Below are 24,902 nucleotides of genomic sequence, written 5' to 3'. Positions count from 1 at the left end.
CAGAGCCCGCACATACCGCTGTCACGGCCGGGCGGCGCTGTCAGCGGCGGTCCGGCGGCGGTGTCAGCGCCCTGTGAGCGCCGTGTGAGCGCCGTGTCAGCGGGCGCGGAGGCGGCGCAGCATGCGGGCGTCCTGGAAGCCGACCGCGCGGGCGGCGGCCTCGACGGTGGCGCCCTGGCCGATCAGGTGCTCGGCCCGCTCGACCCGGAGCCTCTGCTGGTAGCGCAGCGGGGTCATGCCGGTGGCCTCGCCGAACAGCCTGGTCAGGGTGCGCTCGCTGACCCCGGCCGCGGCGGCGAGGCCGGCGAGGGGCAGCGGCTCGTCGAAGCGGGCGTCGATGATGTCCTGTACGCGGTGCACCACGTCGCTGAGGTGGGAGCGGTAGCGCAGCATCGCGCTCTCCTGCTGCTCGTCGCCGTTGCGGCGGGCGTACACGACCATCTCGCGGGCGATGCGGCCGGCGGCTCCGGGCCCGTGGCGTGCCGCGATGAGGTGCAGCGCGAGGTCGATGCCGCTGGCGATGCCGGCGGAGGTGACGACGCGGTCGTCCACGACGTACAGGACGTCGCGGACGACGCGCGCCCTGGGGTAGATCCGGGCCAGCTCGTCCTGCACGGCGTGGTGGGTGGTGCAGCGGCGGCCGTCGAGCAGCCCGGCCTGGCCGAGGGCGTCGGCGCCGGCGCACACGCTGGCGACGGTGCCGCCCGCGGCGTGGTGGGCGCGCAGGCGCTCCAGGGTCTGCGGGGCGAGCCGGCCGTTGACGCGCAGCCGGGGCGCCCGCCAGCCGGGGATCAGGATCAGGTCATCGCGGCCCAGCTCGGGCCAGTCCACCCGGGCGGTCAGCGTGACGCCCTGGGCGGCGGGGACGCTGGGCCGCTCCGCGACGTAGGCCAGCTCGTAGCCGTAGCCCAGGCCGGCCGCGGTGGAGAACACCTGCGCCGGCCCGGCGAGGTCGAGCAGGTGCAGCTCGGGCACGAGCAGGAAGGCCACGCACGGCACGATCCGGTCAGCCCCTCAACCGGCCGTCTTGGTCAGCTCCGCCACGGTACGGATGGTAGCGAACCGCCCGGCGAGGGCGTATTCGGTGCGGCTGATGATGTCCTCCACCTGGAGCGTGGCCGGGTCGGCGAGGATCTCGGCCACGGTACGCCCGGCGGGCGCGTCGCGGTGCGGGATCGGGAACGTCGCGGTGGCGTCGATCGCGAAGGAGACCTCGAAACCGAGGTCGGCGGCGACCCGGGTGGTGGTCTCGCAGCACAGCTCGGTCTGGATGCCGCACACGGTCAGCTCGCGGATGCCGCGCAGGGTGAGCAGCCGCTGCAGGTCGGTGGTGGTGAACGCGTTGATCGAGGTCTTGGTGACGGTCGGCTCGCCGGGGAGCGGCGCGGTGACGTCGTCCATCAGCCGGACGTGGCCGCCGGCGGGGTCGAACGGGGTGCCGCTGCCGGGCTCGGCGTGCAGCACCCACACCACCAGGTCGCCCTCGGCACGTGCGTGCTCGACCAGCCGGTTCACCTGGGCGGCGATGGCGGGGTTGGAGACGGCCGCCCAGGTGGGCCGCTGCCGGAAGGACTCCTGTACGTCGATGACGAGAAGGGCGCGGTTCATGGCTCACCAGCCTGCCGGTGGCGGGAGCGTACGGTAAGGCACCATCGGGCCCGGCACCGGAACGATCCGGTCAGGCGAGCAGGCCGCTGACGATCGCCATGACCGGGATCGAGACCAGCGTGCTGATCAGCACCGCGCTGCGGGTCAGGCCCTTGGCGGTGCCGTAGGTGACGGCGAAGACGTACAGGTTCTGCGCGGAGGGCAGCGCGGCGAACAGCGTGGCGGCGAGCAGCATGGTGCCGTCGATGCCGAGCGCGTACCGGCCGGTCAGGTAGGCCAGTGCGGGGTGGGCGAAGCACTTGAGCACGACCACCAGGACCACCGAGCGGGTCTCGGCGTCGCCGGAGACGCGGGTCGTGCCGCTCAGGCTGAGCCCGTACGCCAGCAGCGCCAGCGGCACCGCCGCCGCGCCCACCAGGTCGATCGGGCGCGTGACCGGTTCGGGCAGGCGCACGCCGGTGAGCGCGAACGCCAGGCCGAGCAGGGAGGCGACGGTGAGCGGGTTGCGCAGCGGGCGGCGCAGCACCGCCCAGCCGGTGGACCCCCGGTCCAGCAGCACGAACGCCGTGGGGGCCAGCACGAGGAGCTGGAAGAGCAGGATGGGGGCGATGAGCGCGCCGTCGCCGAGCACGTACACGCCGACGGGGATGCCCAGGTTGCCGGCGTTCACGTACGACGTGGCCAGCGCGCCGAGCACCACCTCGCCGCGCGGCCGGTGCCAGAACCGGCGCGCGACCAGGACGAACACCGCCTGCACCACGACCAGTCCGGCGACGCTGGTGAGCAGGATCGGGGAGAAGATCGAGCCGAGGTCGGCGGTGGAGATGGTGCGGAACATCAGCGCGGGGGTGGCGACGTAGAAGGCGACGCGCGAGAGCACCACCTCGTCCTGGGGGCGCAGCACGCCGATCCGGCCGACGACGTAGCCGAGGACCGCGACCGCCACCAAGGCGGCGAGCGCGACGAGAATCCCCGACATCGCCCGCCTTTCGCCGTATGTGCCATACCAGTGTGGCGCATGGCCTGTCGCCGGCTCCGGGCGAGGTCCCCGGAACGGGCGGCCTGGAGGAACCGCCTGAACGGACGGCAACGGGCGGGGGAATTCCCCGATAATCCGGCATACATGCCGATAAATCGCTCAGTAGCCTGCGAAGCCATCCATGACGCGACGCTGTGCTGGGAGAGCCCATGGCCGGCCCTTACGTCACCTCCATCCCGTTCCGGGCGGGCGACGACGGATACCACACCTTCCGCATCCCCGCCGTGATCGTCACCGCCGCGGGCACCCTGCTCGCCTTCGCCGAGGGCCGGCACGGCTCGGCCGCCGACCACGGGCACATCGACATCGTGCTGAAGCGGTCGGAGGACGGCGGGCGTACCTGGGGCGACCTCCAGGTCGTGGCCACCGAGCCGGGCAGGGGCACGGCCGGCAACCCCGCGCCGGTCGTCACCGGCGGGGGCCGCGTGCTGCTGGTGTACGTGCGCAACGCGGCCCACGCGACCGAGGCCAAGATCCGCCGCGGCGAGGTCTCCGCGGCCGACGGGCGGCGGGTGTTCGTCCGGCACAGCGACGACGACGGGCTCACGTGGTCCGAGGGGCGCGAGATCACCTCCTCGGTCAAGCGCGCGGAGTGGCGCTGGTACGCCACCACGCCCGGCCACGCGATCGAGCTGCGCCGCGGCCCGTACGCCGGGCGCATCCTGGTCCCGGCCAACCACTCCCTGCCCCCGGCCCGGGGCGACGACGGCACCGAGGGCAAGTACAACGGCGGGCACTCCCTGCTCAGCGACGACGGCGGGCTGACCTGGCAGATCGGGTACGTGGACGACAACACCGACGGCTACGTCAACGTCAACGAGACCACCGCGGCCGAGCTGCCCGACGGCCGGATCTACCTCAACACCCGCAACGACTCCGCCGCGCCCGGCAACCGCGCCGACGCGTACTCATCCGACGGCGGCAAGACGCTGGAGCGGCCCTTCCGCCCCCAGGCCGGGCTGGTGACGCCGGTGGTCGAGGGGAGCGTGCTCCAGCTCGCCCGCCCCGAGGTGCTGCTGTACTCGGGCCCGGCCGATCCGAGCCAGCGGGCGGTGATGACCGTGCGGATGAGCCTGGACGCCGGGGTGACGTGGCGGGCGGCGCACACGGTGTCGGGCCTGCCCGCGGCGTACTCGGACCTGGTGCCGGTGGACGCCGAGACGGTCGGCCTGCTGTTCGAGACCGGGGAGTTCGGGCCGTACGAGACGATCGCGTTCCGCCGGATCCCGGTTGCCGAATTCACCCCCTGAGGTGTGGTCAGAGCTTGTTCAGGCCGCGCAGCACCTTTTCCAGCAAGCGGCGGTCGAGGGGGTCGTCGCCGTTTTTCGGCTCGTAGACGTGCACGAGCCCTTCGGCGGCCATATCGGCGACGATGATCCGGGTGACCGACAGCGGAATACCCAAGTATGACGCTATTTCGGCAACTGATCGCACGTGGCGACACAAGAGGCAAATATCGTGGTATTCCGGCGACATCAGTGACAGATCAACCGCCGACATGGCGACGGACGACACAAGCGCGTCCATCGCCACCTCCATGCGCGGCACGCTCCGCCCCGCCGTCATCGCGTACGGCCGGACCGCTGAGGCCACCGTGGGTGTGGTGCACGTGTTTACATATGGCCGCGCACGCGAAAAGGCGTCCGCGACCTCGCCCCCGGGATCGACTTCCGGTATTCGACCGCGTCCCATGAGCACATATTGTGTTGATAAGAGCGCGGAAAGGGAAGGGAATCGGCACCATCGATCTCGCCGGCTTCCCATCGATAGCGAAACGTTATTCTAATATTCCGTTGCCGAGCTTCGTTAAATGCTTTTCGGTTCAGCCCGAAACCGGGTGCCCTTCCCGCTCCACGGCCTTCGGGATCACGGCGACGAGCATGAGCAGCACCGGCAGCAGCGTGAGCAGCGGCAGCACGACCCGTACGCGGGTGTCGGTCTCGGCCCACAACAGGGCGCACACGGGGTCGGCCGCCCTGTCGGCGGCCATCAGCACCGGCTCCAGCACCGGCTCCAGCACGGTCATCGGCACGACGAGGCCGAGGATCGGGATCACGACCAGGCGGCCGGGCCAGGACCGCCCGGCAAGCGCCCCGCACAGCCACACCAGGTAGGCGACGCTCAGGGCCGGAAGGTTGGCGAGCCAGGTGAGCGGAATCGCGGCGGCGGCCTCCAGGACGGGCGCGGCCGGGCCAGCGGAGAACTCGGCGGTGGGGCACCCCTCGGGCGCGGTCGTGTAGCCGAGGAAATCGCCCTTCTCCGCCAGGGCGTTGAGGGGATGCACCGCGAGCAGCGAACCCGCCAGGCCGAGCGAGCCCGCCCACCAGCGTAACGATGATCGTCTCAGCACGCGCAGCACGATAGCGACGATCTGCCCGGCCCCTTCCGGTCGTGACCGCTTGCGGCCAGACGCCCGGGAGCAGGGCGGCGGCAGGGGCTCCGGACCTGGGACCGCCGGCAGGGGCTCCGGGCCTGGGGCCGGGAAGGCGGCGCGTTCCGGGTCCGCGCCCGGAGCCGCCGCAGCCCTGGGGCACAGGACCCTGGGCCGTCGGGGATCGCGAGAATCTCGCACCCGGTCGCCGACGGCGAAGGCGACCGGGTGCGGCCGGTCAGGACGGGTCGGTGTCGGTCCAGCCCGCCTCGATCACGGCGCTGGAGTTCCACACGGTGCCGGGTTCGAAGCCGGCCTGGAAACCGCCGGGCTCGACCACGACGGTCTCCCTGGCCAGGGCCTGGCCGGTCTCCTTGTCGAAGACGAGCCGGGTCTGCAGCACCCCGCTCGGCTTCTCATCGGTCACCTTCATCTTCACGGCCTGCTCGATCGCCACCGCCGTGCCCGTACGCCCCTCGGCGTCGGTCACCTGGTCGATGACCTTCACCCCGTCCAGTTCGGCCAGCATGCGGAAGGCCGCGGCGCGCACGTTCGGCGTGACCGGCATGTCGGTGATCATGCCGATCGTGACGGCGAACAGCCACTCCTCCTCCGAGGCCGGGTCGCTGGAGGACTCGGTGCCGTGCCCGCCGTACGAGCTCAGCAGCAGGCGCTTGAGCTCCGCCGGGTCGTCCGGCAGGCCGCGCAGGTCCTTCATCGTGACGTTCCGGCCCAGCCAGAACACCTTGTCGCCGTCGACCAACGGCGAGTGATCGATTCTCTCCTTGCCGGGCCGGGTGGACAGGGTCAGCTCCCGGCCCGGGCCGCCCTTGTCGGGGACGGCGACCGGGATCTTCTCCGGCGAGCCGGCCGCGCGCCACGCCTCCTCGTCCTCCGGGGTCGCGGGGCGGGCGCCGAGCGAACGGGTGATGCCGTACTGCTCCCCGCCGGTCGCCGAGGGGGTCCAGCTCTCGGTGCGCTGCTGCTCCACCACCGTGTAATCGCCGTCCTTGGCGTGGAACAGGGTCCTGCCCACCTGCACGGTGCGCCACCACTTGCCCGTACGGTCCGGCTGGCGGGCCGCCTGGTGCGCCGCGGCGAGCAGCACGTCGCGGGCGTTCAGCTCGACCGTGGCCTTGGGCGTGCCGGTGGTGGCGTCGAGGGTGCTCGTGACCGTCTGGGCCGGGCCCGGTCGCGGGGCCGTCCCGCCCGCGGTGACCACCACCACCGCCACCGCGGTCGCGGCCGCCGCCGCGCCCAGCAGGCCGAAGCCCCACGCCGGGCGTACGCGCCGGCCCCCGCCGCGCCGCGCCCGCCGTTCCGGGGCCGTCTGCCTGGCCTGGGCCATCGCGTGGGACAGCTCCGCCGCCCGTGTCCGCGGGTCCACCGGGCCGTCGCCCAGATGTGCCGGCCGCGCCGCCCGCAGCTCGTCGATCGGGTTCATGACCACTCCTCGCTGAGGTTCCTCACCCGGGTCCTGGACGGCGCCGCCGTCCCCGTCGTCTCGGCCGTCCCCCTCGTCTCGGCCGTCTCCGGCGTCTCCGGCGTGTCCATCGCCTGCTTGAGCCGCCTGCGCGCGCGGTGCAGCCGTACGCGGAACGCCGCCGCCGAGCAGCCGATCACGCGGGCGGCGTCGCGGGGCGAGAGCCCCTGCCAGGCGACCAGGATCAGGATCTCCCGGTCGTCCTCGCCCAGCCCGGCCAGCGCCCGCAGCACGCCCAGCCGCTCGGTCACCTGATCGGCCACGTCGCCCTCGGTCCACGAGCGGAGCTCCTGGCTCAGCGCCTCCCTGCGGACCTCGGCCCTGATGGTGTCGCGCAGTACGTTGCGGGCGACGCCGAGCAGCCACGGCAGGGCCGGCTCCGGTACGTCGTCGAGCCGCCTCCAGGCGATGGCGAACGTCTCGCTCACCACTTCGTCCGCCACCTGCCGGCCCGCGCGGCTGACCACGTAGGCCCACACGCGTTGTCGGCACTCGTCGTACATCCCGGTGAACCGGCGTGAATCATCCGTCACCGCCCAGCCCCCTTCGTCCGGGTGTGATTGCTTCTGACACCGGGAAGTGGTCCGAGCGCCCCCGTTGTTACCGGCGATCCGCAACCTATCCCGGGGGCCGGAGTGGCGGGCGGCTCGGGTGACGGGGAGGATATGGGCACGATGCTCGCCAGACCGCCCCTGCGCCTGCTCCGGGCCACCGCGTTCGCCGTGGTGTGCGCCGGGCTGAGCGCGCTGGCGCACATCGCCGGGGGCGGGTCGTTCTCCGCGCCGCACCTGGCGGGCGGGGTGGTGCTGGCGTTCTGCGCCGCGGTGCCGCTCACCGGGCGCGAGCGCACGCTGGCCGCGATCCTGCCCGTCCTGGGCGGGTTGCAGGTGGTGCTGCACTTCATGCTCGGCGGCGCCGCCGCGCACGTCGCGCACGCGGCCCATCACCACGCCGCCGGCGGCATCCCGGGGCTGGGCATGACGGCCGCGCACGCCTGGGCGGCGGCGCTGACCGCGCTGTGGCTGGCCCGGGGCGAGCGCGCGCTGTGGTCGCTGCTGCGCCGCCTCGCCGTACGGCTGCGCGTGCTGGTCGCCGTACACGCCTGGGCTCCGGCCGATCTCCCCCAGGTCCCCTGCCGCGCCCCCGAGCCCGCCACACTGCGGGCCCTGGTGCTGTGCCGCCACAGCGTCACCCGGCGCGGGCCGCCGTTCGTACGAGTGAACCTTTCTCGACCTCATCCCGCCTGATCACAGGAGGGAGCCGGTGCCGGATCACAAGCCGGTGCCGGGCGCCCGTCCCCGCCCATGGGGACAGGCCCGTTGACAAGGGTTCGGTCATGGCTCTGCAGGAGGTCCCGCGGATGCGCCGCGGGGCCTGTTCCCGTTGCCCTTTTCCCGTTGACATCGAAACGGATCTGACCATGCTCGTACGTCGTACCGTCATGGCCGCGCTCCCCCTCGCCGCGGTCACCGTGCTCGCCGGATGCGCCGGGCAGAACGCCCCGGCCCCGGCCGCCGCCCCCGCCTCGGCGCGGCCCGCGGCGGCCTCGCTCACCATCACCGACCCCTGGGTCAAGGCCGCGGAGAAGGGCATGACCGCGGCCTTCGGCACCCTGGTCAACGACACCGACGCCCCCATCACCGTCGTCTCGGGCACCTCGCCCGCGGCCGGCCGGATCGAGCTGCACGAGGTCGTGGACTCCGACGGCTCGATGGTGATGCGGCCGAAGCAGGGCGGCTTCGTCGTCCCGCCGCGCGGCACCCACCAACTGCAGCCCGGCGGCGACCACATCATGCTGATGGACCTGCCCAAGGCCGTGCGGCCGGGGGACGAGGTGCAGGTCACGCTGACACTCCAGGGCGGTGGCACGTTCCGCTTCACCGCCGTGGGCAAGGACTTCGCGGGAGCCCGCGAGGACTACCACCCCGGGCACGGGGACAAGGAGTGACGGGCTCGGTGACCCGGCGCGGGCTGCTCGCGGGCGGACTCGCGGGGGGAGTGGCCGGTGCGCTGGCCGCCTGCTCCCCCGAGCCCCGGCCCGCCGCGGCCCCCACCGGGCCGAACGCCGGGTTGAATGCCGGGCCGAACGCCAGGCCGAATGCCGGGCCGGGCGCCGCGGCAGGCGTCGGGCGTTCGGTGGTCACGTTCCACGGGGAACATCAGGCCGGGATCGCCACGCCGCCGCAGGCGTTCGCGGCGTTCCTGGGGCTGGACCTGCGCCGGGACGTCGGCCGGGAGGCGATCGTACGGCTGCTGCGGCTGCTCACCGACGACGCGCGCCGGCTCACCGCGGGCCGGGGCGCGCTCGCCGACGTGGAGCCGGAGCTCGCCGCCTCGCCCGCCCGGCTCACGGTCACCTTCGGCTTCGGGCCGGGCCTGTTCGCCGCGGCCGGGGTGGAGGAGATGCGGCCCGAGCAGGTGGCGCCGCTGCCGGCGTACGAGATCGACCGGCTGGAGGAGCGCTGGAGCGGCGGGGACCTGCTGGTGCAGGTCTGCGCCGACGACGGTGTGACACTGGCGCACGCGCTCCGGATGATCGTCAAGGACGCGCGGTCGTTCGCCGAGGTGCGCTGGACCCAGCGCGGCTTCCGGCACGCGCCCGGCGTCCTGGCGGCGGGCGCGACGCAGCGCAACCTGATGGGCCAGCTCGACGGCACGGTGAATCCGGAGCCCGGCACGGCGGACTTCGACCGGGCCGTGTGGATACGCGGCGAGCCCGCGTGGCTGCGCGGCGGCACCACGCTGGTGCTCCGGCGCATCCGCATGGAGCTGGACACCTGGGACGCCGCCGACCGCACGGCCCGCGAGTTCAGCGTCGGCCGGCGCCTCGCCGACGGCGCGCCGCTGACCGGCCGGAGCGAGCGCGACCAGCCCGACTTCGACCGGCTCAACGGAGCCGGGCTGCCGGTCATCGCGGAGTACGCGCACATCAGGCGGGCGCACGTGCCCGACCCGGGCCTGCGGATGTTCCGCCGGGTCTACAACTACGACGAGGGCACGGGCGGGAAGTCCGACTCCGGGCTGATCTTCGCGTCGTACCAGGCCGACATCCCCCGTCAGTACCTGCCCGTCCAGCGCAGGCTGGCGGAGGGCGACCTGCTCAACGAGTGGACCACCCCGATCGGGTCCGCGGTGTTCGCCATCCCGCCGGGGTGCGCGGAAGGCGGCTGGATCGGCGAGACCCTGCTGGGCGGGTAGCTCGGAACGGAACCGGCCGGGACGCCCTGCCGACGTGGCGGGCGTCCCGGCCGGAACCGGGGACCTACGACAGCGCCGGGGACAGCAGGGCCGCCACCGCGGTGGCCGTGCCCGGGTGGGCGGCCAGGAGCGCGGCGGCCTCCGGGTGACCCGCCGCCTCCCCGGCGCCCGGCGCGGCCGGGGCCCAGGGCGCGTCGATGCCGAGCAGGGCCGCCACGGCGTCGGTCGGAGCCGGGTGCGCGGCGAGGAGCGCCGCCACCGGTCCCCCGCCGCCTGACGGCCCGGCGGACGGCGCTGCGCCCTTGGCGCGGGCCGACCAGGGCGGGGTCCAGGCGTCCAGGGCGGGCAGACTGGCCGGGAAGGTCCGGCCCGCCTCGCGTACCAGGACCGGGACCAGCTCCGGCGACTCCTTGCGCAGCGTCGTGATCAGGGTCGGCAGCCAGGGGAGCAGCACCGCGTCGGGCAGCCGGCCGAACGCGGTGGACAGCAGCTCCACCACGAACGGCGTCAGCGACGGCACCGGCTCCAGGGCCTGCACGAACCCGCTCAGGTACTGCGGGAACGCCGGAAGCACCAGCGGGTTGTCCATCAGCTCGGCGCAGCGGGCCCGCAGCTCGGCCTGGGTCATCATGCCGAGCTGCGTCTGGGCGGCCCACAGCAGCGCGACCTTGGCCGGGGCCTCGGGGTGCGACTGGCGTACGGCGATCTCAAGCTGCGCCCGGTCGCAGCCGAGCGAGAGCGCCAGGCCCTCCATGGAGAACAGGAAGCCGAGCATCGCGCCCACCTGGCGCACGCCGGTGTCCTCGGCCACGAACGCCGTGGGCAGCAGGGTGCAGTAGTGCGCGTAGCCCTCGGTGACGAACGACTCGCACCACGCCGGCAGCTCCGGCTCGGTGGACCGGTAGTGCGCGAGCAGCCGGCGGATGCGGCGCAGGACCTCGGGCGCGTCGTCCACGGTGCGCTCGGCGGCCAGCAGCTCCACCGCCCGCGCGCCCAGCTCGTCGGTGAAGCGGCGGCTGCCGAGGTACAGGATGGCGTCCTCGACGGCCTTGAGCGCGACCGCCGGAGTGGCCTGCGGGTCCCACACCGACCGGCGCAGCCGCTGCTCCAGCACCTGCTCCACGGTGACGCCCTCGTAGCCCAGCTCGATGATCTCGCGCTGGTGGGCGCCGATCCGCAGGTCCCAGCTCTCCTGGATGGGCCGCTCGCCCAGGCGGCGCGCGCCCATGATCGGGCGTACCGCGCCGTCGGGCAGCAGGTAGCGCAGCATCCACAGCAGTTGGGAGCAGGGTTCGAGATCGGGGTCGGCGGCGAGGTCGAGCAGGGCCCGCTGCTGGGTGCGCTTGGTCAGGTCGAGCCCGAGCGGGGCCAGCCGGTCGTAGACGTCCTGGGCCAGCGGCGGCAGCGCGTGGTAGCCGACCTGGCCGATCCGGTCGCCGCCGAGCAGGATCTCGCACAGCCGGCGCACGTCGCGCCTGCCGGGCACGACGTCCTTCTCGATGCAGGTGACCGCGGCGTCCTGGAAGTCGTACGGCGTCGGACGCGCCCGGTTGCGCATCCCCGCGAGCAGGATGCTGGTCTCGAACACCGCGATGGCGTCGGCGGTGCTGGCCAGGTAGCCGTTGCGGCGGGCCAGCCGGACGATGTCCACGCACCAGCCGAGCAGCTCGGCCTCGTCCAGCCCGCTGAGCGCGGGCGGCCGGGCCAGGAAGCCGGACAGCCGGTCGGTGACCTCGGCCGGGGCCGGCGCGGCCGGCGCCGGGGCGCGCTTGGGCCGCTTGCCGGACTTCCCGCCCTGCTGCCCCTGCAGCCGGTACGGCTTGACGCCACTGGCCGCCAGCGCCTTCGCCCAGGTGGCCGCGGCGATCGACACCGAGCCGGAGGCCAGCCCGAACTGGGCCTCGATGGCCGAGTGGCTGGAGGGGATGAGCCCGTACAGCCAGCGGGTCGCGGTGCGCGGCTCGATCGCGTAGTCCGTCGGCTCGGCGTGCAGGCCGAACTCGGCGACGCGGCTCGCGGCGTGGTAGGCGCCGCACACGTACAGGCACTCGGCCGGGTCGGCGCCGGTGGCGGCGAGGTGCTCGCGCATGCGGGTCCACATGTACCGCTCGCGGTCCTCGTCGCGGCGGTCGGAGCGGGCGGAGGACGCGCTGGGCCGCAGCCGCCGGAACAGGCTGCCGATCAGCACCATGACCTGCCGGTACGTCTCGTAGTCCGCGCCGGCGAGCGGCTGCTCGACGTACTGGTCCCACCACTCCGACCAGTGGCGCACCTTGCCGTGGTGCAGCAGGTGCTCCTCCAGCTCGGCGAAGCCGGGCCGCAGGTCGCCGATCTCGATCCCGACCGCGTCGCCGTGCAGCGAGGCGTCCTCCGCCTCCCCCTCGCCCGCCTGCGGGGCGGCGGCGGGCGGCTCGCGGGGCAGCCACTGGAAGACGTGGTCGGACGAGCGGTCCACCAGCACGATCTCGACGCCCGGGGTGTCCAGGGCGTACGCGATGGCCTGGTACTCCGCCGACGCCTCGGTGATCGGGGCGACCACGCTGAGCGGGCCCCAGCCGGGCGGGAACCCGTCCAGGTCGCTGGCGAACGCCTGCAACGCCACCGGCAGGCGGCAGTTGCGCAGCTCGTCCAGCAGCGGGCGCAGGTCCTCGCACAGCTCCAGGTAGATCACCTTGGGCTGCTTCTCGCGCAGCCGCCTGGCCATGGCCAGCGCGGACGCCGGCGAGTGGTGGCAGACCGGGAAGATCTCCAGCGGCTCGCGCAGCGCGCGGTCCACGTCGGCCACGATGCCCGCCAGGATGCCGGACACCGCGTCGGGAGCGTCGGCGGCGTCGGCGGCGAACGTCTCGGCGGCCGTGAGGAGCTGGTCGCGCAGCGCCGCGAACGGGCTGCCGGCGGCCAGCGCCTCGGCCGCGGTGCTGGTCGTCGTCATGACAGCGTTTCGAGCGCCTGCCGGCCGCCGTCCAGGAACTCCTGCCACGGCCCGCCCTCCTTCTTGCTGCGCGGCTCGACCACGCCGTGCCAGTACTTGTTCAGGATGGCGAGGTCTTCGGGGCTGCGCCGGGCCAGCGAGCCGACCAGCGACCCGGCCAGGGTCTGCGGGCGCAGGGTGCGGTCGCCGAAGAAGTGGCTGTGCAGGATCGCGTCCTCCAGCACGCCGATCTGCTCGGCGGTGGACAGCGCCGACTCCAGCTTCTCGTCGTCGCTGGACGCCGACGCCGCCGCGGCGCGCAGGTCGGCGAAGCTCTGCAACAGGATGTCCAGCAGCGTGGGCGGCAGCTCCAGCTCGATGCTGTGGCGGCGCAGCAGCTCGGTGGTGCGGAACCGGACGATCTCGGCCTCGCTCTTCTTGTTGGACACCACCGGGATGCGCACGAAGTTGAACCGCCGCTTCAGCGCCGAGGACAGGTCGTTGACGCCCCGGTCGCGGCTGTTGGCGGTGGCGATGATGGAGAAGCCGGGCTTGGCGAACACCACGGCGTCGTCGTCCAGTTCGGGGATGGAGACGTACTTCTCCGACAGGATCGAGATCAGGGCGTCCTGCACGTCGCTGGTGGCGCGGGTCAGCTCCTCGAAGCGGCCGATGACGCCCTGCTCCATCGCGGTCATGATCGGCGAGGGGATCATCGACTCGCGCGACTGCCCCTTGGCGATCACCATGGAGACGTTCCACGAGTACTTGATGTGGTCCTCGGTGGTGCCGGCCGTGCCCTGCACGACCAGGGTCGAGTTGCGGCTGATCGCCGCCGCCAGCAGCTCGGCCAGCCAGCTCTTGCCGGTGCCCGGGTCGCCGATCAGCAGCAGGCCGCGGTCGGAGGCGAGCGTGACGATCGCGCGCTCGACGAAGCTGCGGTCGCCGAACCACTTCTGCGGGATCTCGCGCTCCAGGCCGTCGGAGCGCTCCGAGCCCAGGATGAAGATCCGGACCATCTTGGGGCTGAGCCGCCAGGAGAACGGCTTGGGCCCGTCATCGACGGACTCCAGCCAGTCGAGCTCCTCGGCGTACTTGACCTCGGCGGGGGCGCGCAGCATCTCAGCGGACATTCGCGGGGCTCTCCTGTCTTCGTTTCAGGTGAGGAAGTTCTTGAGCTCGGTCACGAGCTTGGTGATGCGGCCTGAGAGCACCGGGGTGCCCAGGTCCTTGAACCGCTGCCGGAACCAGGGGTTGACCTCCTGGGAGCCCGAGCTGGTCACCGAGCCGACGGGGATGAACTTGACGCCGGAGCGGTGCAGGGCGGCCATGCTCTCGTAGAGGGGCTGGGACTGCCACTCGTAGAAGTCGGAGATCCACACCATCACGGTGTTGCGCGGCTCGGCGATCTTGGGCCTGGCCAGCGCCATCGCCACCGTGCCGTCGGTGCCGCCGCCGAGCTTGGTGCGCAGCAGCACCTCGAACGGGTCGTGCACCCACGGGGTCAGGTCCAGGGCACGGGTGTCGTACGCGACGAGGTGCACGTCCACCTTGGGGAGCATGGCGAAGATGGAGGCCAGGATGGTGCAGTTCACCATCGAGGGCACCATCGACCCCGACTGGTCCACGACCACGATCAGCCGGGCGGGCGTGGTGCGCCGCGCCGTGCGCCGGTAGTAGAGCCGGTCCACGTAGAGCCGCTGGTCCTCCGGGCTCCAGTTGGTGAGGTTCTTCCAGATGGTCCGGTCCAGGTCGAGGTTGCGGAACACCCGCTTGGGCGGTATCGAGCGGTCGATCTCGCCCACGCTGGCCTTCTCGACCTGGGTGCGCAGCACCTGCGCGACCTCGTCGACGTACTTGCGGATCAGCATCTTGGCGTTGGCCAGCGCGACCCCGGACAGGTTGTGCTTGTCGCGGAGCAACTGCTCGATCAGCGACATGCTGGGCGTGAGCTGCCTGGCCAGGTTGTTGTCGGCCAGCACCTCGCGCAACTGCATGCGCCGTACGAGGTCGCCTTCCAGTTCGCCGAGCACGTTGCCCAGCTCGGAGGGCACCTCGAAGCCCGATCCCGGGTGCGAGCCCGCCTGGCGCCCGCCAGGCTGGCCGCGCCCGCCCGGACGCAGCGAGCCGGGCGCGCAGCCCATCGCCCGCTCCAGCCAGCCCGCGTCCTGCTGCCAGGCGGCGAGCTGCCCGGCGGTGACGCTGCCCGAGCCGGTGGCGAACACGTTGAGCAGCAGCTTGGAGACCAGGGCCGCGCGGCGCACCTCGTCCGCGCCGATCGCGGCGTCGGGGCCGGTCTCGGGCGGGACCATCACGCCGTCCAGCTCGGCGGCGAGGTCGGGGAAGCGCTGCACGACGGTGTCGATGGAGACCGACGGGTCGAGCAGCGCGGCCGGCAGGCCCAGGTCCTCGACCACGGCGACGCTCGCGGCCTCCAGCGACGGCTGCTCGTCGCCGTCGAACAGGCGCGACAGCATGCGCCAGTAGAGCACCTGCCGCCGGTTCTCGTCAGGATTGATCGTCGGCTCGGGGTTCGTGGTCGGCTCGGTCATTTCCGCAGCAACCGTCCCGCCCGCTCGCGCAGCACCGCCACCGCGTCGCCCGCCCTGGCCTCGGCCTTGACCACCTTGGGGTCGGTGGGGCCGAGCGCCCAGTCGCCGTTGTGCACCGCGACGGTCTCGCGCTTGACCTTCGTCTGGACCCCGAGCGGTTGCACGCTCCACTCGCCGGCGTCCCAGCGCAGCAGGCCCAGGCAGGCCGTGGACGCCGCGACGAGCTGGGGCGTGAGCGGGCCCGAGGGCGAGAGCCGGTCCAGATCGACCGGCAGGGCGTCGCCGCCGCCGAGGTCGAACCGGAGGCCGTCGTCGTCCTTGACCGCCTTGTAGCCCTCCAGCAGGACCGGCTCGGCGATGCGTACGGGATGGCGGTCCAGGGGCGGGACCGCGGGGGCGAGCGCGCCCGCGAGGTGCACCCGGGCGGCGGCGAAGGGATCGACCGGCGTGCCGGGACGGGCCAGATCCTCCCGCCACACCAGGTCGCCGCTGTCGCGCAGCGGCATGCCGTCGATCTCGACGGCGTGGTGCCCGGCCAGCGCGCCGAGCAGCACCGGGCAGCCGCCCAGCAGCCGCCACACGGCCGGGCCGAGGATGGTGTCGACCTTCGCCGCGGACACGCTGATCCGCACCAGCCGCACCGGCCCGCCGCCCGTGGGCTCCAGCAGGCCGTGCGCCTGCGCCTGCACCGCGGTGCCGTGCTCGTGCAGCTCCACGCCCAGGACGGTCACCCGCCCCGAGACGGTGTCGGCCCCGCCCTCGGGCAGCGCGCGCGGCTGGGCCAGCATCATGCCGCGCGCCCACATGTCGGCCCAGCGCCGGGCGGGCAGGCGGTCCATGGTCGCCACCGGGCAGTTCGCGCGCAGCTCGGCGGCCAGGCCGTCGAGAAGCACCGCCGGGCGGCGCAGCGCGGGCTCGGCGAGCAGGGCGTCGATCATCTGGCCGGAGGCGGCCACGAGGTCGTGATCGACGCCCCGCCAGCCGGTGATGGCCAGTTCGTGCAGCCACGACCGGCACCCGGCCAGCAGGTTCTCGCCGTACGCCGGCGCCTCGCCCGCCTGCGGCGCCCACTCCGCGCGGGTGCGCCCGAGCGCGGCGTCGAGCCCGGTCAGCAGCGCGTCGTGCACCGCGCCCAGCACCGCCGTACGCCCGCCGGCCAGCGCGACGAGGTGGTCATCGGCGATCGAGCCCGCCGCGACCTTCTCGGCCGCCTCGGCCGCCCGCGCCCCGAGCGGGGTGCCGGACAGGGCCCCGGCGAGCGCGCCCAGCGCCGCCGACCGCTCCTCGCCGAGCCGGGCGAAGCCGTGGGCCAGCGCGTCGTCGAACCCGGTGACCAGCTCCAGGGCCTGCGCGACCCCGGCCGGTTCGGCTCCGTTCAGCTCGGCCAGTTGCACCGCGAGCATCAGCGGGTCACCCCCATCGCCGGAAACCAGTGCAGTTCGGGCAGCGGCTCGGTGGTGTCGGGCAGCTCCAGGTAGGCCAGGTGCCGCAGGAAGCGGCTGAACACCACCGCCGCCGGGGTGCGCTCCACGCCGCCGCCGATGTGTGCCATCAGCTCGGCGCCCGTCGTCGCGCCCTCGCCGCCCTCGACCCGCAGATAGCGGGCCACCCGGCCGGCGCCGTACTGCACCACGGCCTCGTCGGCGAGCATCCGCAGATGCTTGCACGGCGAGGAGTGCAGCGCGCCGCACGGCCGGTTGTTGTTGGTACTGCAGTTGTAGGTGTGGGTGCCGGCGGTGATCGAGGAGACATACACCCGCTCGATGTCCGAGCCGCTGGACACCACGCCCTGCAGCCGCCCTTCCGCCAGCTCCACGAACGGAACCTTCGCCAGCTTGCGCGGCTGGACGGGCGGCACCACCCGCACCGTGCTGCGCTGCTCCCATTCGGGAGTTACCGCGTTCACGCCTCGACCTCCCGGCCGCCGGTTGTCCAATCGGCGATCAACATAGCGGCTCGTACTGACAAAGACCGGAAGATCGACATTTCGCCTGAGGGCTACCGTTCGAGGGCCCGGCGCAGGAAGCCGAGCTGGTGGAGCAGCAGGTTCTCCTGCACGACCGCGTGGGTCGCGCGTGGGAGCGGCAGCACCTCGTGCGGGCGCCCGGCCTCCAGCAGCGCGGCCGAGAAGCGCAGGGTGTGCGCGGCCACCACGTTGTCGTCGGCGAGCCCGTGGATCAGCAGCAGCGGCCTCGTCAGCGCCGCCGCCTCCAGGATCGGCGAGCACCGGTCGTACGCCTCGGGGTGCTGGTCCGGGTGGCCGAGGTGGCGCTCGCGCCAGTGGGTGTCGTACAGGCGCTGGTCGGTGACGGGGGCGCCCGCGATGGCGGCGTGGAAGACGTCCGGGCGGCGCAGCACGGCGAGCGCGGCCAGGAAGCCGCCGAACGACCAGCCCCGGATCGCCACCCGGCCCAGGTCGAGCGCCGGGTTGCCCGCGGCGGCCTCGCGCAGGCCCGCCACCTGGTCCTCCAGCACCGGGCCCGCGATGTCCAGGTGGATCGCGCGCTCCCAGGCGGGTCCCCGGCCGGGCGTGCCGCGGCCGTCCACGACCAGCACCGCGTAGCCCTGCTCGGCGAACCACTGCGAGACGTACGCGTGCCAGGACCGCTCGGCGGTGACCTTGCGCATCGCGGGACCGCCGTAGGGGTCCATCAGCACCGGCAGCGGGGCGTCGCCGGGGGAGTGCCAGGAGGGCAGGTACAGCGCGGCGCGCAGCTCGCGCGGGCCGAGGCGGAGCAGTTCCATACGGGGTTCGAGCGCGGGCCGCTCGGCGTACGAGGTGATCTCCCGGCCGGCCGGCAGGACCGTGGTGCGGCTGCCGTGCCGATGCGGGGTGCGCGAGACCAGGACGGCGGTGCCGCCGCGCCGCGTGCCGGTGTGCACGCCGGGCTCCTCGCTCAGCCTGGCCAGGCCCGACGCCGGGTCGTACGCCCACAGGTGGATCTCCGTCGGCTCGCCGGAGGCCGTGAACAGCACGCTCTCGCCGTCCACCGCCACCACCGCGCCCACCTGGAGTCCCGGCGGGGTCACCGGCCGCCCGGCGTACAGCAGCCGCCGGGTGTCGTCCTGGTCGGCGCAGGTCAGCAGGGCGCCGGACGCGGTGCGCGCGGGCAGGCCGGGGACCAGTTCCACCCACGCGTCGTCGCGCTGCTCGGCCAGGACCCCGGTCGCGCCGGTCGCGGGGTCGATGCCCAGCACCAGCAGGCGCCGCTGGTCGCGGCTCTGCACGGCGGCGTACGGGCCGTGGTCGTCCCACCCGGCCGCGGTCAGGTACTCGTACTCCCCCGCGTCCTCCCCCGCGTCCTCCCCCGCGTCCCAGGCCACCGCGATCATCGGCCCGCCCGCGACGTCCGCCAGCCACAGGCTCACCTCGGCGTTGGCGGTCCCGGCGGCCGGATAGGGGAAGGAGACCGGGGGACGGGCCGGGTCGCTCGGGTCGGCGATGTACCAGCGCCGCACCCGGGCCGTGTCCACCCGGGCGACCAGGATCGAGCGGCCGTCCGGCGCCCACCAGTAGCCCCGGTCGCGGTGCATCGACTCCGCCGCGACGTGCTCGGGCAGGCCGAAGCCGACCTCGGGGCCGTCGGGCGCCGCCACGACGCGGTCGTCCGTACCGTCCGCCTCCACCACGCGCAGCGCGCCGCCGCTCACGTACGCGATGCGCCGTCCGGTGGGGTCGGGGCGCGGGTCGAGCACCGGCTCCGCCGTGGGCAGGCGTCGTACGGTCCCGTCGGCGGGACGCACGGTCCACAGCCCGCCCGACAGCGCGAACGCCAGCAGCGAGCAGGCGCGGTCGGCGGCGTAGGCCACGATGCCGGAGGCGAGTTCGCGGGCCCGCTCGCGCCGGGTCCGCTCCTCGGCCGGCACCTCCTCGGCGGCCCCGGCGAGCAGCGCGGCCGGGTCGGCGAGCAGCCGCTCGGCCCCGGTGGGCACGTCGAGCGCCCACAACCGCGAGACGGGATCGTCGCCGGCCATGGAGCGCAGGAAGAACACGGTGCGGCCGTCGGGGGAGACGGTGACGGAGCCCGGGGCGCCGAGAGTGAAGCGCCGGGTTCGGGCGAGCAGGTGCGGCAGGGACGACATTTAACACCTTTCCGGACAACAAAAAAGCCGCTATCCGATGACTCCGGACAGCGGCCACACGAGAGGGGAACCGCCCGCGAACTGGGCCTTTCGGCCGTCGCGGACAAGTGGATTCGAAATCCATTCTACCAGCCTTCCTCCCAGCGGAAGGCTCAAGATCGGCGCGGCGCGATTCCGCCTATCATCCGCCCTGACCGGAACGCCCTGACCAGAACCCTCCGACCAGGAAGGGGAGAAATGACGGACGAAGAGCAGGATGTGCCGCCCGGCGTGGATCCGACGGTGCCGAGCGTGGCCCGCATGTACGACTACTACCTGGGCGGCAAGGACAACTTCGCGGCCGACCGCGAGGCGGCCGAGAAGATCATCCAGATCGGGATGCAGACGGGCGGGAACATCCGCGAGATGGCCCGTGCCAACCGCGGCTTCCTGCGCCGGGCCGTGCGCCACATGGCCGAGGCCGGGGTGCGGCAGTTCCTCGACATCGGCACCGGCCTGCCCACCCAGGACAACGTGCACCAGGTGGTCGCCCGGGTGACCCCGGACGCCCGGGTCGTCTACGTGGACAACGACCCGATCGTGCTGGTCCACGCCCGCGCTCTGCTCGCCGACACCCCGGACACGATCGTCATCGACGGCGACGTCGCCGACCCGCGCGGCATCCTGGAGCACCCGCAGGTGCGGGCGCACCTCGACTTCGGCAAGCCGGTGGCGATCCTGCTCGCGGCGATCCTGCACTTCTTCCACGACGACGACCAGGTGGCCGAGATCGTGTCCACCTTCCGCTCGGCGCTGGTCCCCGGCGGCTACCTGCTCATCTCGCACGGCTACGTCGAGCACGAGCTGGCCGACCCGGAGAAGATGGAGGAGACCCGCGAGGTCTACCGCGGCACCTCGCGGGGCGCCATCGCCTGGCGCGACGCCGAGCAGGTCGCGGGCTACTTCGAGGGTCTGCGCCTTCTCGACCCCGGGGTCGTGCCGGTGCAGGACTGGCGCAACGACGACCCGTACGTGCCCGACGGCCTGTCCAAGGGCGGCGTCCTGGGCGCTGTCGGCCGCCGTTGAACCAACCCACCCGATGGTGCTAATAAAAGTAGCACTATCTCTATCATTGGCGCTAGTCTGGATAGCACCATGCTGCTAACGCTCGATCTCAACGACGCGCGGCCCCTGCACGAGCAGGTAGCCGGCGCGATCCGCCGAGCCATCGGCGACGGCTCCTACGCCCCCGGCGACCGCCTGCCACCGGCGCGCGACCTCGCCGACGCCCTCGGCATCAACGCCAACACCGTGCTGCGCGCGCTGCGCGAGCTGCGCGACGAAGGGCTGCTGGAGTTCCGGCGCGGACGCGGCGTCAGCGTCGCGCGGCAGGCCGAGGGCCGCGCGCTGATCGTGCAACGCATGCGTGAGCTGCTGGAAGAGGCCGAAAGACGCGGCTACCGCCGTGAGGACCTCATCGAGATCCTGAAGGAGCTGCCATGACGTACCGGCTGACGGGCGCGGCCTGGGGACTGATCGTCACCGCCGTCCTCGTCACCGTCCCCCTGTCCCTGCGCGACCGGCTGCCCGAGCCGCTCGCCACCCACTGGAGCGACCGCCCCGACAACAGCGCCCCGTTCACCGCGCATCTGGTGATCACGCTGCTCCTCTGGCTGCTGCCCTGGGCACTGCTCATGGGCATCGCGCTGCGCGGCCGGGCGCTGGAGCGCCGGCTCGGCCGCGGCTACTGGTGGGGCTTCCTGTTCGCCTGGGGCCTGTTCTCCATCGGCGTCGAGGTGAGCACCCTGTACGCCAACCTCGACCGCGCCTCCTGGCAGGAGGCGGAGCTGCCGGGCTGGACCGTCCTGGCGGTGCTCGGCGCGAGTGCCGCCGCCGGCGTGATCGCGGGCGCGCTCGGCCGCGGCGAGCCCGACCAGGCGCCCCCCGCACGGGAGCGGGCCCCGCGGCTGCGCCTGCGCCCCGGACAGCGGTCGGTCTGGGTCAGCCGCCTCGGCAACCCCTGGCTGCTGGCCCTCACCGCGATCTCCGCCGTGGCCCTGGTCGTCACCATCGCCGTCGGGCTGGTGCTCGGCCTGCCCGCGAACGTCTGGGCGTCGATGGCCTTCGCCTTCCTGATCGCGGCCGTCTCCGGCGCGATGACCGGTACGATCTCCGTACGCGTGACCGAGGACGGCGTGGCCGTCGGCTTCGGCCCGTTCGGCTGGCCGGTACGCCGGATCAGGCTGTCGGCCATCGACCGGGCCTGGTCGGAGCCGCGCTACCCGAGCCAGGTGGGCGGCTGGGGCCTGCGCGGCGTGCCCGGCAGCGCCACCCTCATGCTCCGCGGCGGCGACTGCCTGGTCATCCGCTACAAGTCCGGCGGCCAGTTCGTCATCAGCATCGACGACGCCGAACGCGGCGCCTCCCTCATCAACGGCCTGATCGAGGAGCGGGTGGCCTGATGCGCCACCGCCACGAACCCTTCCTCCCCGCCGACCCCCACCGCCGACCGTACGAGGAGCCATGCTAATCACCCGACTGACCGTTCCCCGTCTGCCGGACGGGTGGGCCGCCGCGCTGCCTCCCGTCCGGCATCTGGCCGAACACGGCCTGGAGCTGACCGCCCCGGTCACGTTCCTGGTGGGCGAGAACGGCTCCGGCAAGTCCACGCTGATCGAGGCGATAGCCGACGCGTGCGGCGTCAACTCCGAGGGCGGCAAGGCCGGCACCCGTTACGCCAGCACCGGCCCCGGGACCGAGCTGGGCGGCGTGCTGGAGGCCGACTTCACCGCCGCCGGCCTGCGGCTCACCCGCGGCCCCCGCCTGAAGCGGCGTGCGTTCTTCTTCCGCGCCGAAACCCTGATCAACCTGGGCCGCTCCGTCTCGGGCCTGCCCGGCTACTGGGAGGAGCACCCCGACGAGCAGTCACACGGCGAGGGCTTCCTGACCGTGCTGGAACACATGGTGTCGGGCCCTGGCATCTACCTCATGGACGAGCCCGAGGCCGCCCTGTCCTTCCAGTCCACCCTGCGCCTGGTCGCCCTTCTGCGGCGCGCGGCGCGCAGCGGCGGCCAGATCATCTGCGCCACCCACTCCCCGATCCTCACCACCGTCCCCGGCGCGCACATCCTCGAACTCGACGCCGACGGCATCCACCCGAAACAGTGGGAGGAGCTGCAGCTCGTGGACCACTGGCGCCGCTTCCTCGCCAAGCCGGACTTCTACCTGCGCTACTGGCTGGACGACGACGGCCCGGCGTGATCGGGCTCGCGGCCCCCGTTGACCGCGGCGGGCCGCGGCGCGGCCGAGAGGGTCAGCGATCCGGCCGGGGCCAGTGGCCGCGCAGCCGGGACCATGAGATCAGCACGTGCACCCGGTCGGGCAGCCCCAGCTTGGTGAGGATGTTCGACACGTGCACCTTGACGGTGTACCGGCTGATGACCAGCCGGTGCGCGATCTCGTCGTTGGACAGCCCTTCGGCGATCAGCTCGCACACCTCGCGTTCGCGGTCGGTCAGCCGCTCGGCCGCCGCCAGCAGCGCGCGGTCCTCCTCGGTGGGGAGCATGGGCTGCAGCACCTCGATCATGCGGGTGGTCGCCTCGGGCGCCAGCACCGACTGGCCTGCGGCGACGATGCGGATGCCGTCGCGGATGCGCTCGCCCGGCGCGTCCTTCAGCAGGAACCCGCTGGCCCCTGCCTGCAGGCCCGCGTAGACGTAGCTGTCCAGGTCGTACGTCGTCAGGATCAGCACCCGTGCCGGGCCGTCCTGGGCGACGATGCGGCGGGTGGCCTCGATGCCGTCCATGCCGGGCAGCCGGATGTCCATCAGCACCACGTCCGGGCGCAGCTCGGCCGCGGCCTCGACGGCCGCCGCGCCGTCGCCCACCGCGCGTACCACGGTCAGGTCGTCGGCCGCGCCGACCAGCCGGACCAGCGCCTCCCGCAGGAGCTGCTCGTCGTCGCACACCAGGACCCGGATGGCCGTCACGTCACACTCCGCAGCGGCAGCGTCGCGCACACCTCGAAGGAGCCGGGGCCGCGGGTCACCCGCACCGAACCCCCGAGCAGTTCCACGCGCTCCCTCATGCCGATCAGCCCCACGCCGGCCCCGTTCCCGATCGCGCCCGGCCCGCCCGGCAGCGGGTTGGCGACCCGGATGGTCAGCCGGGCCGGCGCGTACGCCAGCACCACCCGCACGTCCACCGGCCCGGCGTGCTTGGCCACGTTGGTCAGCGCCTCCTGCACGACCCGGTACGCGGCCAGCTCGATGCTCGTGTCGACCTGCCGCACGTCGCCCTCGCGCTCCAGCACCACCCTCGGCCCGCCCGGCGGCACGGCCGCCACCAGGGCCTCAAGCTGGTCCAGCTTCGGCGGCGGCGACAGCGGGTCGTGCCCGGGAGTCTCCCGCAGCACGCCCAGCAGGCGCCGCAGCTCGGCCAGCGACTCCCGGCCGGTACGGGCCACCCGTCGCAGCGTCTCCTCCATGCCGTCGAGCGTGTCGGCGGCGGCCTCGGCGTCCACGACCATGGTCGTCACCGAGTGATTGAGGATGTCGTGCAGCTCCCTGGCCAGCAGCGCCCGCTCACGCTCGGCCGCGCGCCGCTCGGCCTGCTCGCGCTCGGCCTCCAGGGCGCGCGAGCGCGCCTGCAACTCGCGGATGCGGTCGCGCTGGCGGCCGTCCACCCGGCCGACCGCCCAGAACCCGACGAACAGCAGCGCCAGCGCCGCGTACACGGCCACCACCCGCAGCGGGTCTCCGATCGCGAACAGGGTGATCGGCAGTCCGGCCAGCAGCAGCGCCAGCACCGCCACCACGCCGATCACCCGCCGGTCCCCCCGGCCCCACGCCCCGAGGCGGGACGCGGCGACCAGGGGGGCCACCAGGACCGGCGTCTTCAGCAGCGCCAGGGTCAGCTCCAGCGCGACGACCACGCTCAGCGCCGACAGCGGGAACCTCCGCGACCACATCAGCGCCAGCGACTGCGCGCAGGCCAGCGACAGCACCACGGCCATGCCGCCGTCACGGTCGCCGGCCTGCCCGATCAGCCAGGCCACCAGCGGCGGCAGGCTGGCCAGCAGGGCGTCGCTCACCCACTCCAGGCGGGTGGGGCGCTCTTCCTGATCCGGCGGGTACGCCCCCAGCCGACGGCCACCAGCACCGCCACCGGCGCCCACGGCGTCAGCGCGACGGTCCAGCTCAGCGCCAGCGGCGGGCCCGGCTGCTCGATCGCCCGGATCGGGAGGACCCCCGTCGAGGTCCCGCCCCGCCCCTCGACGGCGAACTCGAACCGCCACGTTCCCTCCTCCGGCAGCGAGACGACGTCCAGTCCCCACACCTGACGGGCCCTCGGGTGCCGCGGCAGCACGATACTGTCGCCGCGGCGCTCCAGGACGATGCCCTGCAGCCCCCTGCGGTCGCCGGACGGGGAGACCGTCGTGACCAGCCCCGTCCGCCCTTCGATGCCGCCCGCCGGCTCGAAGGTGAAGTCCAGCGACTGCAGGGCGCGGATCGGCCACTTGGTGAACGATACGGTCATCGTGGACTGATCGCTCATCCGTACGGTCTCGGTGTGGACGATCTCACCGGGCAGGGGCGGCGCGGCGGCGACGGCCGGCCCGGCGGCCGTCAGCAGCACCGTCAGCAGCACCGTCACCGCTGCTCCCACCGCCACCACCGC

24 protein-coding genes are annotated in these 24,902 nt (G+C 73.4%); 8 read left to right on the top strand and 16 right to left on the bottom strand.

The annotated features are described in order from the left end of the window. Positions 1 to 96: 96 nt before the first annotated feature. The 3 genes from HNP84_RS01620 to HNP84_RS01610 all read right to left on the bottom strand — a co-directional run bounded on the left by HNP84_RS01620 (position 97) and on the right by HNP84_RS01610 (position 2,587). Complete coding sequence (locus tag HNP84_RS01620; protein WP_185047501.1) at positions 97 to 999, bottom strand: GlxA family transcriptional regulator; 903 nt, start codon at positions 997 to 999, stop codon at positions 97 to 99. Positions 1,000 to 1,014: 15 nt separating this feature from the next. Next, the gene (locus HNP84_RS01615) at positions 1,015 to 1,608 is read right to left on the bottom strand and encodes a cysteine hydrolase family protein (protein ID WP_185047500.1); all 594 of its coding nucleotides are present in this window, start codon (positions 1,606 to 1,608) and stop codon (positions 1,015 to 1,017) included. Between the two features lie 70 nt (positions 1,609 to 1,678). Further along, positions 1,679 to 2,587 carry an AEC family transporter gene (locus HNP84_RS01610; protein ID WP_185047499.1) on the bottom strand — a complete coding sequence of 303 codons (909 nt, stop codon included), beginning with the start codon at positions 2,585 to 2,587 and terminating at the stop codon, positions 1,679 to 1,681. 209 nt (positions 2,588 to 2,796) lie between these two features. Between HNP84_RS01610 and HNP84_RS01605 the strand changes: the two genes are divergently transcribed. Continuing rightward, positions 2,797 to 3,897, top strand: a complete 1,101-nt coding sequence (locus HNP84_RS01605) for a sialidase family protein (protein WP_185047498.1) — start codon at positions 2,797 to 2,799, stop codon at positions 3,895 to 3,897. A gap of 7 nt (positions 3,898 to 3,904) precedes the next feature. Here HNP84_RS01605 and HNP84_RS54665 read toward each other — a convergent pair whose 3' ends face one another. From HNP84_RS54665 to HNP84_RS01585, 4 genes are all read right to left on the bottom strand, one after another. After that, the gene (locus HNP84_RS54665) at positions 3,905 to 4,339 is read right to left on the bottom strand and encodes a DUF742 domain-containing protein (RefSeq protein WP_185047497.1); all 435 of its coding nucleotides are present in this window, start codon (positions 4,337 to 4,339) and stop codon (positions 3,905 to 3,907) included. A 130-nt stretch (positions 4,340 to 4,469) separates the two neighbouring features. Continuing rightward, entirely contained in the window at positions 4,470 to 4,997 is a 528-nt protein-coding gene (locus HNP84_RS01595) for a hypothetical protein (RefSeq protein ID WP_185047496.1), read from the bottom strand. Positions 4,998 to 5,256: 259 nt separating this feature from the next. After that, positions 5,257 to 6,462, bottom strand: a complete 1,206-nt coding sequence (locus tag HNP84_RS01590) for a CU044_5270 family protein (RefSeq protein WP_185047495.1) — start codon at positions 6,460 to 6,462, stop codon at positions 5,257 to 5,259. Then, a complete protein-coding gene (locus tag HNP84_RS01585) occupies positions 6,459 to 7,034 on the bottom strand; it encodes an RNA polymerase sigma factor (protein ID WP_312923367.1) in 576 nt (191 codons plus the stop codon). The genes HNP84_RS01590 and HNP84_RS01585 overlap by 4 nt, the downstream gene beginning before the upstream one ends. A gap of 141 nt (positions 7,035 to 7,175) precedes the next feature. Here HNP84_RS01585 and HNP84_RS01580 point away from each other — a divergent pair, with 141 nt between their 5' ends. The 3 genes from HNP84_RS01580 (at position 7,176) to HNP84_RS01570 (ending at position 9,699) form a co-directional block, all read left to right on the top strand. Further along, positions 7,176 to 7,748 carry an MFS transporter gene (locus HNP84_RS01580; protein WP_185047494.1) on the top strand — a complete coding sequence of 191 codons (573 nt, stop codon included), beginning with the start codon at positions 7,176 to 7,178 and terminating at the stop codon, positions 7,746 to 7,748. A gap of 173 nt (positions 7,749 to 7,921) precedes the next feature. Then, on the top strand, positions 7,922 to 8,449 hold the full coding sequence (locus HNP84_RS01575; RefSeq protein WP_185047493.1) for a copper chaperone PCu(A)C: 528 nt from the start codon (positions 7,922 to 7,924) through the stop codon (positions 8,447 to 8,449). A gap of 8 nt (positions 8,450 to 8,457) precedes the next feature. Then, entirely contained in the window at positions 8,458 to 9,699 is a 1,242-nt protein-coding gene (locus tag HNP84_RS01570; protein ID WP_185047492.1) for a Dyp-type peroxidase, read from the top strand. A 64-nt stretch (positions 9,700 to 9,763) separates the two neighbouring features. On the opposite strand, the gene HNP84_RS01565 is transcribed toward HNP84_RS01570, so the two are convergent. The 6 genes from HNP84_RS01565 to HNP84_RS01540 form a co-directional block, all read right to left on the bottom strand. Next, on the bottom strand, positions 9,764 to 12,631 hold the full coding sequence (locus tag HNP84_RS01565) for a DUF5682 family protein (RefSeq protein WP_185047491.1): 2,868 nt from the start codon (positions 12,629 to 12,631) through the stop codon (positions 9,764 to 9,766). After that, on the bottom strand, positions 12,628 to 13,743 hold the full coding sequence (locus HNP84_RS01560) for an ATP-binding protein (RefSeq protein ID WP_185047490.1): 1,116 nt from the start codon (positions 13,741 to 13,743) through the stop codon (positions 12,628 to 12,630). The genes HNP84_RS01565 and HNP84_RS01560 overlap by 4 nt, the downstream gene beginning before the upstream one ends. A gap of 24 nt (positions 13,744 to 13,767) precedes the next feature. Further along, positions 13,768 to 15,162: a VWA domain-containing protein gene (locus tag HNP84_RS01555; protein ID WP_185047489.1), complete on the bottom strand. Its 1,395-nt coding sequence runs from the start codon at positions 15,160 to 15,162 to the stop codon at positions 13,768 to 13,770. Then, positions 15,159 to 16,565: a hypothetical protein gene (locus HNP84_RS01550; protein ID WP_185047488.1), complete on the bottom strand. Its 1,407-nt coding sequence runs from the start codon at positions 16,563 to 16,565 to the stop codon at positions 15,159 to 15,161. The genes HNP84_RS01555 and HNP84_RS01550 overlap by 4 nt, the downstream gene beginning before the upstream one ends. Beyond that, a complete protein-coding gene (locus HNP84_RS01545) occupies positions 16,565 to 17,068 on the bottom strand; it encodes a hypothetical protein (protein WP_185047487.1) in 504 nt (167 codons plus the stop codon). The genes HNP84_RS01550 and HNP84_RS01545 overlap by 1 nt, the downstream gene beginning before the upstream one ends. A 92-nt stretch (positions 17,069 to 17,160) precedes the next feature. After that, positions 17,161 to 19,245 (bottom strand): S9 family peptidase, encoded by a 2,085-nt coding sequence (locus HNP84_RS01540; RefSeq protein WP_185047486.1) that lies wholly within the window; start codon positions 19,243 to 19,245, stop codon positions 17,161 to 17,163. Positions 19,246 to 19,482: 237 nt separating this feature from the next. Between HNP84_RS01540 and HNP84_RS01535 the strand changes: the two genes are divergently transcribed. The 4 genes from HNP84_RS01535 (at position 19,483) to HNP84_RS01520 (ending at position 22,485) form a co-directional block, all read left to right on the top strand. Then, entirely contained in the window at positions 19,483 to 20,310 is an 828-nt protein-coding gene (locus HNP84_RS01535; RefSeq protein ID WP_185047485.1) for an SAM-dependent methyltransferase, read from the top strand. Between the two features lie 69 nt (positions 20,311 to 20,379). Next, positions 20,380 to 20,727, top strand: coding sequence for a GntR family transcriptional regulator (locus HNP84_RS01530; RefSeq protein ID WP_185047484.1), 348 nt, complete (start codon positions 20,380 to 20,382; stop codon positions 20,725 to 20,727). Then, a complete protein-coding gene (locus tag HNP84_RS01525) occupies positions 20,724 to 21,686 on the top strand; it encodes a DUF1648 domain-containing protein (RefSeq protein ID WP_185047483.1) in 963 nt (320 codons plus the stop codon). The genes HNP84_RS01530 and HNP84_RS01525 overlap by 4 nt, the downstream gene beginning before the upstream one ends. Before the next feature lie 61 nt (positions 21,687 to 21,747). Next, a complete protein-coding gene (locus HNP84_RS01520) occupies positions 21,748 to 22,485 on the top strand; it encodes an AAA family ATPase (protein ID WP_185047482.1) in 738 nt (245 codons plus the stop codon). A 52-nt stretch (positions 22,486 to 22,537) separates the two neighbouring features. Here HNP84_RS01520 and HNP84_RS01515 read toward each other — a convergent pair whose 3' ends face one another. From HNP84_RS01515 to HNP84_RS01505, 3 genes are read right to left on the bottom strand one after another with little or no spacing between them, the layout of a single operon-like run. Beyond that, on the bottom strand, positions 22,538 to 23,212 hold the full coding sequence (locus tag HNP84_RS01515) for a response regulator (protein ID WP_185047481.1): 675 nt from the start codon (positions 23,210 to 23,212) through the stop codon (positions 22,538 to 22,540). After that, the gene (locus tag HNP84_RS54660) at positions 23,209 to 24,315 is read right to left on the bottom strand and encodes a sensor histidine kinase (protein WP_185047480.1); all 1,107 of its coding nucleotides are present in this window, start codon (positions 24,313 to 24,315) and stop codon (positions 23,209 to 23,211) included. Before HNP84_RS54660 ends, HNP84_RS01515 begins: the two co-directional genes overlap by 4 nt. Next, positions 24,312 to 24,878, bottom strand: coding sequence for a hypothetical protein (locus HNP84_RS01505; protein WP_185047479.1), 567 nt, complete (start codon positions 24,876 to 24,878; stop codon positions 24,312 to 24,314). Before HNP84_RS01505 ends, HNP84_RS54660 begins: the two co-directional genes overlap by 4 nt. Between the last annotated feature and the right edge of the window lie 24 nt (positions 24,879 to 24,902).

Source organism: Thermocatellispora tengchongensis (assembly GCF_014202315.1).
GTDB lineage: Bacteria > Actinomycetota > Actinomycetes > Streptosporangiales > Streptosporangiaceae > Thermocatellispora > Thermocatellispora tengchongensis.
This window is presented reverse-complemented; position numbering and strand designations above follow the sequence as displayed.

Coding starts and splice junctions, on each gene's coding strand:
- HNP84_RS01615 (WP_185047500.1), bottom strand. CDS start 1,608: ATGAACCGCGCCCTTCTCGTCATCGACGTACAGGAGTCCTTCCGGCAG.
- HNP84_RS01610 (WP_185047499.1), bottom strand. CDS start 2,587: ATGTCGGGGATTCTCGTCGCGCTCGCCGCCTTGGTGGCGGTCGCGGTC.
- HNP84_RS01605 (WP_185047498.1), top strand. CDS start 2,797: ATGGCCGGCCCTTACGTCACCTCCATCCCGTTCCGGGCGGGCGACGAC.
- HNP84_RS54665 (WP_185047497.1), bottom strand. CDS start 4,339: ATGGGACGCGGTCGAATACCGGAAGTCGATCCCGGGGGCGAGGTCGCG.
- HNP84_RS01590 (WP_185047495.1), bottom strand. CDS start 6,462: ATGAACCCGATCGACGAGCTGCGGGCGGCGCGGCCGGCACATCTGGGC.
- HNP84_RS01580 (WP_185047494.1), top strand. CDS start 7,176: ATGCTCGCCAGACCGCCCCTGCGCCTGCTCCGGGCCACCGCGTTCGCC.
- HNP84_RS01575 (WP_185047493.1), top strand. CDS start 7,922: ATGCTCGTACGTCGTACCGTCATGGCCGCGCTCCCCCTCGCCGCGGTC.
- HNP84_RS01565 (WP_185047491.1), bottom strand. CDS start 12,631: ATGACGACGACCAGCACCGCGGCCGAGGCGCTGGCCGCCGGCAGCCCG.
- HNP84_RS01560 (WP_185047490.1), bottom strand. CDS start 13,743: ATGTCCGCTGAGATGCTGCGCGCCCCCGCCGAGGTCAAGTACGCCGAG.
- HNP84_RS01555 (WP_185047489.1), bottom strand. CDS start 15,162: ATGACCGAGCCGACCACGAACCCCGAGCCGACGATCAATCCTGACGAG.
- HNP84_RS01550 (WP_185047488.1), bottom strand. CDS start 16,565: ATGCTCGCGGTGCAACTGGCCGAGCTGAACGGAGCCGAACCGGCCGGG.
- HNP84_RS01540 (WP_185047486.1), bottom strand. CDS start 19,245: ATGTCGTCCCTGCCGCACCTGCTCGCCCGAACCCGGCGCTTCACTCTC.
- HNP84_RS01535 (WP_185047485.1), top strand. CDS start 19,483: ATGACGGACGAAGAGCAGGATGTGCCGCCCGGCGTGGATCCGACGGTG.
- HNP84_RS01530 (WP_185047484.1), top strand. CDS start 20,380: ATGCTGCTAACGCTCGATCTCAACGACGCGCGGCCCCTGCACGAGCAG.
- HNP84_RS01525 (WP_185047483.1), top strand. CDS start 20,724: ATGACGTACCGGCTGACGGGCGCGGCCTGGGGACTGATCGTCACCGCC.
- HNP84_RS01520 (WP_185047482.1), top strand. CDS start 21,748: ATGCTAATCACCCGACTGACCGTTCCCCGTCTGCCGGACGGGTGGGCC.